This window comes from Paenibacillus cucumis (ex Kampfer et al. 2016) (genome assembly GCF_019748695.1).
In the GTDB taxonomy this organism is placed as follows: domain Bacteria; phylum Bacillota; class Bacilli; order Paenibacillales; family Paenibacillaceae; genus Paenibacillus; species Paenibacillus polysaccharolyticus.
Genome location: NZ_JACLIC010000018.1, coordinates 1 through 15620, shown reverse-complemented (window position 1 = coordinate 15620; position 15620 = coordinate 1). Strand labels below are relative to the sequence as shown.

13 protein-coding genes are annotated in these 15620 nt (G+C 48.2%); all 13 read right to left on the bottom strand.

Going from position 1 to position 15620, the window contains the following annotated elements; translation table 11 throughout:
• Positions 1 to 94: 94 nt before the first annotated feature.
• Positions 95 to 700 (bottom strand): alpha/beta hydrolase, encoded by a 606-nt coding sequence (locus H7T88_RS10495; RefSeq protein ID WP_090923416.1) that lies wholly within the window; start codon positions 698 to 700, stop codon positions 95 to 97.
• 14 nt (positions 701 to 714) lie between these two features.
• Complete coding sequence (locus H7T88_RS10490) at positions 715 to 1662, bottom strand: ring-cleaving dioxygenase (protein WP_260510824.1); 948 nt, start codon at positions 1660 to 1662, stop codon at positions 715 to 717.
• A 341-nt stretch (positions 1663 to 2003) separates the two neighbouring features.
• The gene (locus H7T88_RS10485) at positions 2004 to 3086 is read right to left on the bottom strand and encodes a hemolysin family protein (RefSeq protein WP_154892161.1); all 1083 of its coding nucleotides are present in this window, start codon (positions 3084 to 3086) and stop codon (positions 2004 to 2006) included.
• A 47-nt stretch (positions 3087 to 3133) separates the two neighbouring features.
• Complete coding sequence (locus H7T88_RS10480) at positions 3134 to 4471, bottom strand: hemolysin family protein (RefSeq protein ID WP_154985875.1); 1338 nt, start codon at positions 4469 to 4471, stop codon at positions 3134 to 3136.
• Positions 4472 to 5263: 792 nt separating this feature from the next.
• A complete protein-coding gene (gene purD / locus H7T88_RS10475; RefSeq protein WP_221788361.1) occupies positions 5264 to 6529 on the bottom strand; it encodes a phosphoribosylamine--glycine ligase in 1266 nt (421 codons plus the stop codon).
• A gap of 219 nt (positions 6530 to 6748) precedes the next feature.
• The gene (purH, locus tag H7T88_RS10470) at positions 6749 to 8296 is read right to left on the bottom strand and encodes a bifunctional phosphoribosylaminoimidazolecarboxamide formyltransferase/IMP cyclohydrolase (protein ID WP_154960740.1); all 1548 of its coding nucleotides are present in this window, start codon (positions 8294 to 8296) and stop codon (positions 6749 to 6751) included.
• Between the two features lie 335 nt (positions 8297 to 8631).
• Entirely contained in the window at positions 8632 to 9249 is a 618-nt protein-coding gene (gene purN / locus H7T88_RS10465) for a phosphoribosylglycinamide formyltransferase (protein WP_154892157.1), read from the bottom strand.
• Positions 9249 to 10289 carry a phosphoribosylformylglycinamidine cyclo-ligase gene (gene purM, locus H7T88_RS10460; RefSeq protein ID WP_221788359.1) on the bottom strand — a complete coding sequence of 347 codons (1041 nt, stop codon included), beginning with the start codon at positions 10287 to 10289 and terminating at the stop codon, positions 9249 to 9251. Before purM ends, purN begins: the two co-directional genes overlap by 1 nt.
• A 69-nt stretch (positions 10290 to 10358) precedes the next feature.
• Positions 10359 to 10802 (bottom strand): immunity 26/phosphotriesterase HocA family protein, encoded by a 444-nt coding sequence (locus H7T88_RS10455; RefSeq protein WP_221788357.1) that lies wholly within the window; start codon positions 10800 to 10802, stop codon positions 10359 to 10361.
• A 12-nt stretch (positions 10803 to 10814) separates the two neighbouring features.
• Complete coding sequence (gene purF / locus H7T88_RS10450; RefSeq protein WP_090923359.1) at positions 10815 to 12293, bottom strand: amidophosphoribosyltransferase; 1479 nt, start codon at positions 12291 to 12293, stop codon at positions 10815 to 10817.
• Positions 12278 to 14521 carry a phosphoribosylformylglycinamidine synthase subunit PurL gene (gene purL, locus H7T88_RS10445; protein WP_221788356.1) on the bottom strand — a complete coding sequence of 748 codons (2244 nt, stop codon included), beginning with the start codon at positions 14519 to 14521 and terminating at the stop codon, positions 12278 to 12280. Before purL ends, purF begins: the two co-directional genes overlap by 16 nt.
• Positions 14499 to 15188 carry a phosphoribosylformylglycinamidine synthase subunit PurQ gene (gene purQ / locus H7T88_RS10440; protein ID WP_090923362.1) on the bottom strand — a complete coding sequence of 230 codons (690 nt, stop codon included), beginning with the start codon at positions 15186 to 15188 and terminating at the stop codon, positions 14499 to 14501. Before purQ ends, purL begins: the two co-directional genes overlap by 23 nt.
• Before the next feature lie 4 nt (positions 15189 to 15192).
• On the bottom strand, positions 15193 to 15438 hold the full coding sequence (gene purS, locus H7T88_RS10435) for a phosphoribosylformylglycinamidine synthase subunit PurS (RefSeq protein WP_090923368.1): 246 nt from the start codon (positions 15436 to 15438) through the stop codon (positions 15193 to 15195).
• Between the last annotated feature and the right edge of the window lie 182 nt (positions 15439 to 15620).

Sequence of the window (15620 nt, the reverse complement as noted above, 5' to 3'; positions counted from 1 at the left end):
CGATCTCAACGATCAGGCTGCCTGCGAACTTCTTATATATGTCGATATGTGCTAGATCTCGTAATGCAATACATCCACAAGTACTGTACCTGTATTACACCTGTGTTGTATACCATGCTGCCGCGGCTTCTGCCTCGGTACGTGTCAGTTGATGCCCCTGACGTTCCCAATGCATATGCACATCGGCACCCGCCCCGCTCAGCAGGGAAGCCAGTTCCTCCGTTTCACGTCTTGGCACAATTGGATCATTCTCTCCTGCACCGATGAACACGGGCAGTCCTTTCAGATCAGGCAGTGTCAGTCCGCGAAGCGGCACCATCGGATGGTGCAGGATTGCTCCCTTGAATACATCTGCCTGATGGAACATCAGACTTGCGGCAATGTTGGCACCATTGGAATAGCCCAGCGCATACACGTTCGATCGATCGAATCCATATTCCACCGCAGCAGCATCGATAAAGGCTCCCAGCTCTGCTGTCCGTGCAATCAGATCCTCTTCATCAAAGACACCTTCTGCAAGGCGGCGGAAGAAACGTGGCATCCCATTCTCGGACACGTTACCTCGCACTCCAAGAATCGCCGCCCCCGGAGCAATCATCTCTGCCAGTCCGATCAGATCATTCTCCGTTCCACCTGTACCGTGGAGCAACAATATTGTCGCCGCATCTGCCTGCGCACCTGCTTTGTAGATATGTTTCATCGTCGCTGTACTCATCATTTAGACTCCCCTTTCCATTCCCGTACTTGAATTGGTGGCAGCAACTGTTCGATCTGCTCACGCTGTGGTTCGTACCATTCAGGCAGCATCAATTTCTCGCCCATCGTCTCTTGCGGTTCATCCCGCGCAAAGCCTGGAGGATCTGTCGCAATCTCGAACAAAATACCGCCTGGTTCACGGAAATATACCGCGTTGAAGTATTGACGGTCAATCACGGGTGTTGGATGATACCCTGTTTGATCCAGATCCTGTTGAATCTGTTCATGCTCCGAATAATCTTTGGCACGCCATGCAATGTGATGTACCGTTCCTGCTCCACCGATACCGCGCTGGATACCTGTTGATTGAATATCGATGATCTGTCCCAGATCACCGCTCGCCCGCAGACGAATCAGGCCATTCTCTTCACCAACCTGTTCCAGGCCAAGCTTGCCGACAAGCACATCCATCGTTTTCTCAGGCACATGACTGTAGAGCACCGCACCGCCAAAACCTTTGATCGCATGTTCAGGTGTCACCCCGTTAAATGTCCACTGGCTCGGCTCGCCGCCTTCGCGCTCAACCAGTTCAAGGAGCAATCCCCCTTTATCGAAGAAACGAATATATTGTTCGCCGAATCTCGTTTTATTTTCATATGGAATATCGAAGGATGCAAGACGTTCTTTCCAGAACGACAGGCTGCCCATCGGTACCGCATAGACGGTAACTCCGGTCTGACCTGAGCCGATCACACCTCTTCTTGAATTTTGCTGCGGGAAAAACGTAATGATCGTACCTGGCGCGCCTTGTTCATTGCCGTAGTACAAGTGATACACATCCGGTGCATCAAAGTTGATCGTTTTTTTCACCAGTCTAAGTCCCAGCACCCCTGCGTAAAAGTCTACATTTTTCTGTGCGTCGTCGACAAAAGCGGTAATATGATGAATTCCTGAAGTTCTGAACATAATCTCCACTCCCTTAGTTTTGTTTATTATTCATTATCTTGGTTGTTGTACGGTTGTTTTATTTACTGCTTCTGAGGATTAACTTACTTTAGCTTCGTTATTTATCTTTAAATTAAGATTCTTTAAATTCATATTAATCCATATACGAGTAATATGCAAGCATTTATTTCAAAATTAAGATATTACTTCGATGAACCTTAAATAGACTCGTTGTTTTTGTTAAAACGTATCGCTCTGAACTGCTTTTCACATAAAAAAACAGGTCTCCGAACCGAAGTACGGGAACCTGTCTTTAATAACGTGTATCTCACCAAAATGAAGCCTACTTCTGATTCTGATTCTTACACCAATTTTAATTTCTTCGGTGGATTAACCAGATCTTTATGCTCATATTCATCCTTGATATCCCCGACAATCTCTTCGAGAATATCCTCCATGGTCACCATTCCGATCGTTGCGCCAGCTTCGTCTTTGACAGAAGCGATATGCACGCGGCTATGTTGCATCTGAACGAGTACATCCTTGATCGGTGAACGCTCCGAGAAGCTCGGCATTGGGTGCATGAACGTGTTCATGCTGAACGTTCTGCCCGCAGCTACACTCGTTAACGTCTGTTTGGTATTAATAAACCCGACAAAATGGTTTGCATCCCCGTTTGCAATGACAGGATACCTCGTATACTCATGCTGATTCAGCACTTCAATAATCTGTTCCAGCGGCATTTCTTTATTCAGCGTAACGATTTTATTTCGGGGAATCATGATCTCCTGAAGCAAACGCTCATCAAAGGCAAAAATGTTTTTGAGGTAATCCAGCTCCGTCTGGTTAATCTCGCCACTCTCATAACTTTGCGCCATGATCAGCTTTAATTCCTCTTCGGAGTGAACCGTATCATGCCCGGCCGGTTTGATACCGAAAATGCTAAGCAATAAACGTGCTGCACCATTCAGCGCATAAATGAACGGGTTCATGATTTTACCGAACCAGTAGAGCGGTGGTGCAAGCAACAACGTCATCTTTTCAGCAAACTGAATGGCAAGTGTCTTGGGTGCAAGCTCGCCGATTACGACATGCAAGAAGGTGATAAATGCCAATGCAATCGCGTAAGAGAGTACGGTGGACAGTGCAGCAGGCACTTCCAGACTCTGGAATAACGGATGCAACATTTTCTCTACGGTCGGTTCGCCCAAAGCACCCAGTACGAGCGCAGTAATCGTAATACCCAGTTGACAGGCAGACAGATAATAATCCAGATTATGTGCTACTTTTTTGGCGACCACTGCTTTTTTGTTGCCTTCCGAGATCAATTGATCAATACGGGACATCCGCACTTTCAAAATAGCAAACTCGGCTCCTACGAAAAACGCGGTCAAACCGATAAATACAGCTACTAAAAATAAGTTTAAGGCTATTATTCCGTCCAATGATTTCCCTCAGGTGAGGGATTCACCTCCATTAAGTTTTGAAATGTTTAAGCCAGATCGCTGGCGGCTTCCTGGGCCTCAATACCGTTAACACGTTCAAGCAGCACCTGCTTGATGTGATAGTTTTCGGCATCCACTACCGTCCAGACATAGTCGCCGTGTTCAACGGTATCTCCTTTTTCCACACCGACACCCTTCTGGTACTGAATCCATCCGGCAACCGTATCCATCTCTTCATTACCTTCGAATATAATTCCGAATTGACGCTCCAGTTCATCCAGCAGCACACGGCCACTAATTAGATACTGGTTTTCCCCGGTCTCCTGAATGTCCGCTACTTCATCAGCATCGAACTCATCCCGGATCTCGCCAACCAGCTCTTCAAGGATATCCTCCATCGTAATGATTCCCGAAGTACCGCCATACTCATCCACGACGACAGCCATATGCACACGTTCCTGTTGCATTTTGATCATCGCATCCTGAATGGATGTCACTTCCGATACAAATGGGATCTCACGCACGAATTCACTCAATTGATGTGCCCGGGTCGCAACCATGTCCGGCAAAATCTTCTTCACATTCACGACACCGATAATGCGGTCTTTATCTCCATCCTCGATGACGGGATATCTGGAGTAGTTATGCTCATCCAATATAGGAATAATATCGTCATAAGTCATATCCTGATTCAGTGTAATCAGTTCGGTACGCGGAACCATGATGTCTTTGGCATCACGTTCGTCGAACACAAACACATTTTCCAAATAGGAAAGCTTGGTCTGGTTACTCTCATCGCCTTCATAGCTCTGGTTCATAATGATCTTAATCTCATCCTCGGAATAAGCCTGATCATGTCCGGCTGGTTTTACACCGAATCCACGCAAAATTACACGCGATGCACCATTGAGTGCCCAGATGAATGGATACATGACTTTACCAAACCAGTACAGCGGCGGCGAGAGTAACAAAGTCAACTTTTCGGAAAATTGAATCGCCAACGTTTTGGGTGCCATCTCACCAACAACGACATGCAAAAACGTAACGAGTATAAAAGCTATCGCATAAGAAGCAATCGCCGAGGCCGAGGCAGGTACGTCAAAATAACTAAACACCGGATATAACAATCTCTCCACAGTCGGTTTCCCCAAGGCCCCGAGTCCGAGGGCTGTAACGGTGATACCTAGCTGACAGGCGGACAAATAATAATCCAGGTCCGAGACGACCTTTTTGGCAAGCACTGCCTGTTTATTGCCTTCGGCAACCAGTTGATCCACCCTTGATGTACGAATTTTCACAACAGCAAACTCCGACGCAACGAAAAATGCAGTCAGTACAATCAAGATGATAAGTAATGCGATATTTAATATGGTAATTATGTCCAAAGACTTCCCCGATAGTCAGGGATTCACCTCCAAGATAGTTACAGCGTGATACATTAACGTTCATGCCGTTAACTGTTCATACGCTGTTGAATGTGTGATGCCAAGAGCCCGTGACGAATAAAAAATATATAAAAATCAGTTCATGATCACTTCTGTATAAGTCGCATAATGACCTTGTAAATCTAAAACAGGAATCCAAGATGAAGTCAATAACGCCCATGACGTGTAGAAACGACTTCAATCAAAACGGGTTACCCCTCATGCTGTCCATTGTTCCTTGATCAACTCCACCTAGATTCGCCATTTGGACAATTTACAATATCGCCTACCCAATAGATATCCACCTCCCAACGTATCGATTCCTGTTTCCGAAAAGTATATCATGTTTTGATTCAAACCATCCAGTTGCACGTTATGGTTTGGCACAAGCTTACAGTCTATTGTTCACAGAATAGTCTATATGTATGTTATCCTGTGGCATTTTAACCAGTGTTATCCTACCAAAAAATGAGTTTCTATGATCTATGTATCTTCCGTTTTTTTTGGCTTTTTCCGTATCTATATATGAATCTTTCCACTTTATTAGAATAGTGCAGTTTACTGAAATACTACCCGTTCCATTTGGCCATTAAACAGATCCAGATGTTCACTTTCATAGCGGATAAACGTTGTGCTCAGGCAGGTTTATAAGAAATCCAACTGTCTTTTTTACACATAATATATGTAATACGCGCAAAAAGCCCGCAGGATGCAAATACCTTGCGGTACCCATCCTACGGGCTGGCTTAATTGTTACACCAAAGCTTTGGCAGCAATGTCGGAGCGTTGATGTTTGCCTTCAAAATGAATGTGCTCTGCCTGAGCATATGCTTTGGCTCTTGCTTCTGCAATGTCAGCACCTAGGCCTACAACACCGAGAATACGTCCACCGTTTGTCACCCAGTCCCCAGCTTCATTACGCGCTGTTCCTGCATGGAACACAACACCCTCTTGGGCTTGATCCAGTCCCTCAATCACAACACCTTTCGCATAAGGGCCGGGATATCCGCCTGAAGCAAGCACGACACATACAGCGGCTTCTTCGCTCCATTCAATCTCCAGATCAGCCAGTTTTCCGTGAACGGTTGCCCAGAAAATGTCGAGCAGGTCCGTTTTCAGACGTGGCAGCACCACTTGTGTCTCTGGATCTCCGAAGCGTGCGTTGAACTCAATCGTTTTGGGTTTGCCATCCGGGGAGATCATCAGACCCGCAAACAATACCCCGCGGAATGGGCGTCCTTCAGATACCATCGCTTTAGCTGTTGGCTTAATAATCGTTTCCACTGCTTCTTCAATAATGGAAGCCGGAATATGCGGAAGCGGGGAGTACGTACCCATGCCGCCCGTATTGGGTCCCTGATCATTGTCGAACACGGGTTTGTGATCCTGCGCAGCAGCCATCGGACGAACTGTCTCACCGTCAACAAAAGCCAGAATCGACATCTCCTGTCCGGCGAGGAATTCTTCGATAATCACTTTCGCTCCAGCTTCACCAAACACCTTATCAACCATAATGCTGCGAAGGGCCTGATTCGCCTCCTCACGAGAGTATGCAACGGTGACCCCTTTACCTGCAGCCAGTCCGTCCGCTTTAATGACAATCGGAATCGCTTGCTCATCCAGATAGGTCTGAGCTTGCTCGTAGTTGTCGAACTTCTCGTATGCAGCCGTAGGGATATTGTATTTGTGTAGCAGATCCTTCATAAATGTTTTGCTGCCTTCGATTTCCGCTGCATTACGACGTGGGCCGAAGACTGGGATTCCTGTCGAGTCAAATGCGTCCACAATGCCGTCTGCGAGCGGATCATCTGGTCCAATAACGACGAGGTCTACTTTTAGTTCAACTGCCAGTGCTTTGAGTTTGTCAAATTCATGTACCGCAATCGGATGACACTCTGCCAGCTGTGCAATGCCCGCATTCCCGGGTGCACAATGAATTTTACCTGCCTTTGGACTCTTCGCCAGTGCCCAGATAATTGCATGTTCGCGGCCGCCGCCGCCGACTACCAAAATATCCATTCGTCTGTTTCCCTCCACGCTTTACTGGATTGTGATGTTCCTACACTTCAAAAACATTAAGTGTCTATTTTTTATTGATCTATTTCCTGAAAAAAGGAGTGCCCCATACGTCATCAGCATGACAGGTGACACTCCTTTATAACACTTGCCACTTTTTGATGAAGAGTATTTTAATACTTCTGTTCGGACTTTAACTCTTCAACCTGCTTATTACTTGTCCTAGTGTTTAAAATGACGTACGCCCGTGAATACCATGGCGATGCCATATTCATTGGCTACCTTGATAGACTCTTCGTCTTTGATCGAGCCGCCTGGCTGAATGACTGCTGTAATACCCGCTTTTGCCGCCAACTCAAGTGTATCACCCATCGGGAAGAATGCATCGGAAGCGAGAATAGCTCCTTTTGCCTGCTCGCCAGCTTGCTCAATTGCAATTTTGGCCGCGCCGACACGATTCATTTGCCCTGCACCTACACCTACCGTCATGTCGTTCGCAGCAAGTACAATCGCGTTGGACTTCACATGTTTAACAACTTTCCAGCCAAACAATAGCTGTTTCATTTCTTCTTCGGAAGGTGCACGATCTGTAACCACGTTGAGCTCGCTCGCTTCAATGGAGTGTACGTCTGATTGTTGCACGATCATACCGCCGTCAATCGATGTCACCACGAATTGGCTTTCACGGTTGCGAGCTGCGTTCAGTTCACCTGTTTTGAGCAAACGAATATTTTTCTTTTTCGTCAGGATATCCAGTGCTTCTTGGGTAAAATCAGGAGCGAGTACGATTTCCAGGAAAATCTCGCTCAGCTTGTTCGCCGTATCGCTGTCGATGATGCGGTTTGCTGCCACAATGCCACCGAAAATCGATGTTGGGTCAGCAGCATAAGCTTTACTGTAGGCTTCATAGATGCTTTCACCAATTCCTACACCGCAAGGGTTCATATGTTTTACGGCAACGACTGCTGGCTCTTCAAATTCTTTGACAATCTGCAGTGCTGCGTTGGCATCGTTGATGTTATTGTAAGACAACTCTTTACCATGCAATTGCTCAGCTGTAGTCAATGTATCCTGCGCAGCCAGCGGTTTGCGGTAGAATGCCGCTTGTTGGTGCGGATTTTCGCCATATCGTAGATCTTGGAGCTTTTCGTAAGTAACGGTCAGACGCTCTGGTAATGGATCGCCATTAACGTTGGACAGGTAATCGGAGATGAGTGCATCGTAAGCCGCCGTATGACGGAACACTTTTGCCGCAAGCCGTTTGCGTGTTTCCAGCGTCGTATCTCCCCCGCTGCGCACTTCCTCCAACACTTGACTGTAGTCGGCCGCATCAACAACAACGCTAACAAAAGCATGGTTTTTAGCCGCTGAACGAAGCATCGTTGGTCCACCAATATCGATGTTCTCAATCGCATCTTCATAGGCTACATCCGGTTTAGCGATGGTTTCCTGGAAAGGATACAGGTTCACAACAACCAGATCGATGTAACCCAAACCAAGCTCCTGCATTTGGCGTGTATGCTCTTCGTTATCACGAACAGCAAGCAAGCCGCTGTGAACTGCCGGATGTAATGTTTTGACACGCCCGTCCATAATTTCCGGGAATCCGGTTACGTCCGAAATTCCGATGACAGGTACGCCTTCCTTCGACAACAGGCTACTTGTACCTCCTGTCGAAATAATCTCCACACCCATTTGCGACAGCTCGCGGCAAAAGTCCACGATGCCTGTTTTATCCGATACGCTGACCAGCGCTCTTTTGATACTCACAATATGCTCCTCCTTTATTATCCCATAAGCTTCGCGTTTCCTGACGAAACACAGCCGATTTATTTCCCGAGAAATATCACAAAATGCGTACCAATTTTCGACTTCTGTTATAAAAGTTGATAAACGATTCCCACACTGAGCCATTGCGAGAACAGAATAATCTTTTGATCGCTGTTATTCCTGGATTTTTTGAACAATTTTATAATGGTAAAAATCAAGTAATAAGCTTATGCTTCCGATGCAGCTTTCTTTCAGAAAGCTTTCAGGCGAACGCTCCGCTTCTCCAGCTTATTTCTGTTCTCTCCGTTCATGTGCGGAAAAAATTTCAACTTATATCAAACCGGTTTGTTCACGGTGACGTGGCGTCCGTTTAATTGAACCAAACCTTGCGCGAACCAAGATACCACTTCAGGGTATAACTGCTGTTCGGCAGCATGGATAGCTTTGCTGATCGTTTCCGCCGTATCCCCTGGTTGGACAGGCACAGGATGCTGGGCTATAATCGGCCCCGTATCCATGCCGCCGTCCACAAAATGAACGGTTACACCTGTCACTTTCACACCATAATCAAGTGCTTGTCCAATCGCATCTTTGCCGGCAAAGGCCGGGAGTAGCGATGGATGAATGTTGATCAGTCGACCCGCGTAACGCTCCACCATCACGGAGGTCAGCAGTCTCATATAACCCGCCAGCACAACCAGATCGATCTGTTTGGATTCGAGCACTTCGATAATTTCTGCCTCGTATGCTTCACGCGAAGCATAATCTTTCGGTGTAAACAGGTGACATTCTACCCCTGCATCCTGTGCTCGCTGTACAACACGTGCAGCAGGTTTATCACAGACGAGTAATTCCACCGATGCACCCAGCTCGCCATTCCGTGCCGCATCAACCAGAGACTGAAAGTTGCTTCCCGTCCCTGAGGCAAATACAGCAATGCGGTAGTTCGTCATTAAACATCCGCTCCCGTGAAGGTTACTCGCGCATCTCCTTCAGTTACACGGCCAATGATGTACGCTTCTTCACCGGAAGCTTTTAGTTGCTCCAATGCTTTTGCTGCATCCGCTTCGTTCACAACCAAGACAAGTCCGATACCCATGTTAAAAGTTGTGAACATATCACGGTTGGATACATCGCCTTTTTGCTGTAAAAGATTAAAGATTGGCAGGATCGGCCATGAACCATAATCGATATCTACGTTCACGTTGCTTGGCAGCATACGCGGGATATTTTCGATGAATCCACCGCCCGTGATGTGCGCCATCCCTTTAACTTTGACATTCTCCAGCAGGGACAGTAATGGTTTTACATAAATTTTCGTTGGCTCCAGCAAGGCATCGCCCAGTTTGCCACCCAGCTCCGTCATTTCGGAGTGCAGATCCAGGCCAGCTTCTTCAAGCAGCAATCTGCGAACCAGAGAGAAACCGTTGCTATGCACACCGCTGGAAGCGAGACCGATGACCGTATCTCCAGATGCGATGGTTGTGCCATTAATGATTTTTGCTTTGTCCACGATACCCACGGTGAAACCTGCAATATCATACTCACCTTCACTGTACATGCCTGGCATCTCAGCCGTTTCACCGCCGATGAGCGCACAGCCGGACTGATGACAGCCTTCCGCGATACCCGCAACGATCGCTTCAATCTTCTCCGGGATGACCTTATCGCAAGCGAGGTAGTCCAAGAAAAAGAGTGGCTCTGCTCCTTGTACAACGATATCGTTGACACACATCGCTACAGCATCAATACCAATCGTATCATGACGATCCATAGCAAATGCTATTTTTAACTTGGTTCCCACACCATCTGTACCGGAAACCAGAACCGGCTCATCATATTTGTCTTTGTTCAATCCGAACAGGGCACCGAATCCACCCAGATCGGTCATCACTTCCGGACGGAAGGTACGCTTTACGTGTTTTTTCATCCGCTCAACCGCTTCGTTTCCTGCCGCGATATCGACGCCGGCCTTTTTATATGCTTCGGACACAACCCTCACACCCTTCGTATCTTGTATAAATCGAGCTCAACATTTTTTTGTGTAAATCAAAAGTCCAACTCATTTATTGCTACTCATCTCTAATAGATGAATCTGAACCAATTCAAATCCAGCTACACCCATTGTAATGTACTGACTGTACTCTTCTGGTGGAACCATTCGAATGAATTCGTCACCATTGTATACCGCACCGGCACACTGGAATACTTGCAGCTCTTTTTTCGCCGGAGTCAGCGGAATGTTACCAACGATGCTCCATGTGCCATCTTTCAGCAGCTTGGGTGACGTGAAGATCACGTTGCTCTTACGTTTGCCATAAGAATAGACAAGGAATTCGCCGTCTTCCAAACTTACAGTTTCGTCACGCTGAATGCTCATCACGCCGAATGAAAATGCTTTTTTGAAGCGGTCTCTCAGTGCACATACCACCTGACACACGGCAAACCGTCCATCATGCATTGGAATCTGAAAAACATCGCCCTCATTATAGCTTTTTCTTCCCATAAGCCTGACCTCCTAACAGCTACAGCCGAACTTCTCTTCACCGTCGAAGTCAAGCCGAGTCGGATAGTCATTATCGAAGCATGCCAGACATAGTCCGCCCTTATAGTCATCCTGATTATCGCCTTGAATGGATGCAATCAGTCCGTCTGGGCTGAGGAACGCAAGAGAGTCTGCATTGATCTCACGGCAAATCTCTTCAACGGACAGCGCTGAGGCAATCAATTCACGGCTATCTGGTGTATCAATACCATAGAAGCACGGATTCTTAAATGGCGGCGAAGTAATCCGCACATGCACTTCCGTTGCCCCTGCATCACGTAGCATATTTACAATCCGGCGGGATGTTGTCCCACGTACGATCGAGTCATCGATCATGACTACACGTTTACCTTCCACGACACGCCGCACGGCGCTGAGCTTCATCTTCACGCCCTGCTCACGCAGCTCCTGGCTTGGCTGGATAAATGTACGTCCGGTGTATTTATTTTTGATCATGCCCATCTCATATGGAATACCTGTCTGTTCAGCGTATCCAATCGCCGCCGAAATGCTGGAATCTGGTACCCCCGTAACCAAGTCCGCATCCACAAACGCCTCAATGGCCATCCGACTACCCATGCGTTTACGAGCAGCATGCTGATTGGCACCGTTCATATCACTATCAGGTCGGGCAAAATAAATATATTCCATCGCACAGAGCGCCTTGCGGTGTTTATGATCATCGAATCGATCCTCATGCAATCCGTCTGCATCCAGCACAAGCAATTCACCCGGTTCAATATCACGGATCAGCTCAGCCCCGATGGTTTCAAGTGCACAAGTTTCAGAAGCAAACAGGTACGCGTCCCCAAGTTTACCCATCGTCAGAGGACGAAGTCCATGCGGGTCAGAAGCAACCAACAGCTTATCATTGGTCATGATCAGAAACGCATATCCGCCGACGATACGCTGGAATGCATCTTTTGCCGCCTCTACAAGACCTTTCGAAGAACGTGCGATCAAGTGAGCAATAACTTCAGTGTCGCTCGTCGTCTGAAAAATAGAACCGCTCTGCTCCAGCTCACGCCGGATCGTTGGTGCATTCACAATGTTTCCGTTCGTTGCAACGGCTAGGTCGCCATCGCGATACTTAAATACGAGCGGCTGTGCATTGGTCAGTTTGCTATCTCCACTTGTCGAATAACGTACATGACCAATCGAAATATCACCGGTGAGTGTCTGCATCAGATCTTTGGTGAACACTTCTTTCACGAGTCCCATACCGCGGTGATAGTTAAACTGCGTGCCGTCGCTTACACACATACCTGCACTTTCTTCCCCGCGATGCTGCAGGGCATGCAGACCGTAGTAGGAAAGGGAAGCCGCATCAGGGTGCCGATACACCCCGAATACGCCGCATTCTTCCTTTAATTTGTCGAGTCCTTCCTTGCCGGACCCTTCGTTATAATAATCACCTGTCCACAACGGTTCCGTCATCAGTTCATGAGACATGGAATCGCATCCTCCCAGACCTTAGCCAAACCTCCTACAGGTTCGTTCACGGCTGATGTTCCGTTCAATTCAATGGTCAGGTTACTTCCTTCAACACGTCCAATGACAGCTGCTGGCACTCCACGTTCACGTACAAAAGCTTCCAGCTTACTCGCTTGCTCCGGCGAAGCCGACAGCAAAATACGGGATTGACTCTCACTGAACAGGGTATGATCTGCACGCAGTGCAGTCTCTACATTCACTTGTGCTCCTACGTTACCGCTGATGCAGGACTCTGCCAGTGCAACCGCCAGACCCCCTTCGGACAAGTCATGCGCGGAGCGAACGAGTCCGGATTGGATAGCTTCCAGCACGGTGCTGAGCAATGCTTTCTCCGTGTTCAGGTCAAGTTCTGGCGGACGGCCTTCGGTCACGCCATGCACGGCGTATTGCAGCTCGCTGCCGCCGAGTTCTGCTTTGGTTTCACCGAGGAGGATGATGACATCTCCTTCGGATTTGAAAGCTTGTGTCGTGATATGATCCGTATCATGCACGAGACCTACCATACCGACCACTGGCGTTGGATAGATAGAGCCTTTGGCGTTTTCATTGTACAAGCTCACGTTACCACCGATGACCGGCGTATCCAGCACGCGGCAAGCTTCCGCCATACCGTCCACGGCTTTTTCCATTTGCCAGAAAATATCCGGTTTCTCCGGGTTACCGAAGTTCAGGTTATCCGTAATTGCCAGCGGTTCTGCACCGGAACATACGATATTACGCGCTGCTTCACTCACCGCAATACGTCCACCCACCTCAGGATCAAGGTAAACGTAACGACCGTTACAGTCCGTCGTCATCGCAAGACCTTTGCGCGTGCCACGAATCGTAACCACTGCTGCATCAGAACCCGGACGTACGGCTGTGCTTGTACGCACCATGTAGTCATATTGATCATAAATCCATTTTTTGCTCGCCACTGTCGGAGAAGCCAGCACTTGTTTCAGTGCACCGCCGAGATCCGACACTTCGTCATAACGAAGCGTGTCGATGGACGCACTCGCTTCATAATACGCAGGTACAGCAGATGGCTTGTCATATACCGGGCACTCGTCAACCAAAGCCGTTACAGGCATATCGCCAACCACTTCGCCGTGGTGGATCAGTTTCAGACGACCATCGTCTGTAACTTTACCAACTTTGGCACAGATGACACCCCAACGTTCAAAGATTTCCATCGCCTGCGCCTCATCCTTGGGCTCAACGACAAACAGCATCCGCTCCTGAGACTCCGAAAGCATCATCTCGTAAGGTGTCATGCCTTCTTCACGCTGTGGCACCTGATCCAGATACAACTCCAGACCATTACCTGCTTTACTTGCCATCTCCGCACTGGAGCATGTCAGACCTGCCGCACCCATATCTTGAATACCGAGCACGATGCCCGTATCGATCAATTCCAGACAGGATTCCATAACCAGCTTCTCCATGAATGGATCACCGACTTGGACCGCTGTACGCTGGGACTCGGATTCTTCGGTCAGCTCAACGGATGCAAACGTTGCACCGTGAATACCGTCACGACCTGTTGGTGGGCCAACGTAATAAACCGGGTTACCTACACCTTTGGCTACACCGCGCTGGATTTTGTCATGATCAATCAGACCCACACACATCGCATTCACGAGCGGATTGCCTTCATAGCTCTCATCAAACATCACTTCACCTGCAACGGTCGGAATCCCGATACAGTTACCGTATCCCGCAATACCCGCTACCACATGCTCGAACAGATATTTTACGCGATCGCTCTCCAGCTTACCGAAACGAAGGGAGTTCAAAAGCGCCACTGGTCTTGCACCCATGGAGAAAATATCACGGATAATGCCGCCTACACCTGTTGCCGCCCCTTGATAAGGTTCTACCGCGGAAGGGTGGTTATGGCTTTCAATTTTGAAAACAACGGCCTGGTTGTCACCGATATCTACGATCCCGGCACCTTCACCCGGTCCCATCAGGACACGTGGACCACTTGTCGGGAAACGACGCAAGAGTGGCTTGGAGTTTTTGTATGCGCAGTGCTCAGACCACATTACGCTGAATACACCAATTTCCGTGTAGTTTGGCTTGCGGCCCATGAACTCACAGATCAGCTCATACTCGCTGTCAGACACGCCCATCTGTGCGTATAGTTTATGTTCTGCGACCTGTTCTGCTGTTGGCTCCTTAGCGGATAGCTGCTGCGTCATGCCGATCCCTCCATGCTTTCAAAATTGATGTAAACATCCGTTTGCCGTCTTCCGAGCCGAACAGTGAATCCACTGCACGCTCTGGATGCGGCATCATGCCCACTACGTTGCCCGCCTCGTTGCAAACCCCTGCGATATCACCCAGGGAACCATTCGGGTTGTTGCCATATGTGAATACAATCTGATTGTTTGCTTGCAAACTTGCCAGTGTTTCTTCGTCACAGTAATAGTTACCTTCACCGTGAGCAATCGGAATGACAATCTCTTCGCCTGGTGCATAGTCACGTGTGAAAGGTGTGTCTGCGTTAGCCACTTTCAGCACCGTGTCATGGCAACGGAATTTCAGGGACGTGTTGCGGATCAATGCTCCCGGGAGCAGACCTGCTTCCGTCAGAATCTGGAATCCGTTACAGATGCCCAGTACATATTTGCCTTGCTCTGCAGCTTTAGCCACTTCGTTCATTACGGGTGCAAAACGGGAAATTGCTCCGCAACGCAGGTAGTCTCCGTACGAGAAACCACCCGGAACCAGAATGCAATCATACGCGGACAAGTCCGTAGCCGTATGCCATACATAATCAACCTCTTGTCCAATCGCGTCTTCTACCGCTTTGTAACAGTCGATGTCGCAGTTGGAGCCAGGGAACACGAGAACTGCAAATTTCATGAGATTAACCCTCCAATTCGTAGCGGTAATCTTCAACAACGGTGTTGGCGAGCAACTTCTCACACATCACTTTCAATCGTTTTTCCGCTTCCACACGATCTGTTGTATCCAGATTCAGTTCCATGACTTTACCGATCCGTACACTTTCCACTTCGTTAAATCCCATGGAGTGCAGGGCTCCTTGAACAGCTACGCCTTGCGGGTCGAGTACGCTTTGTTTAATAGTGACATATACGGTTGCTTTGATCATGATCTGTATGTTCCTCCTCAGTAATGAACGGGATAAATGCTTTATGCTGTTAAAGAAAGTTGCTGTAGCCTTGGGACGCTCGCTCCGGTGTGGATGGTTCCTCCGACCGCGGGTTGTTCCCCGGTTTTTCTGATTCGTTTTGGCCCGCGCTGCGGTCAAAACCCGGGAACAAAGGCGGACGC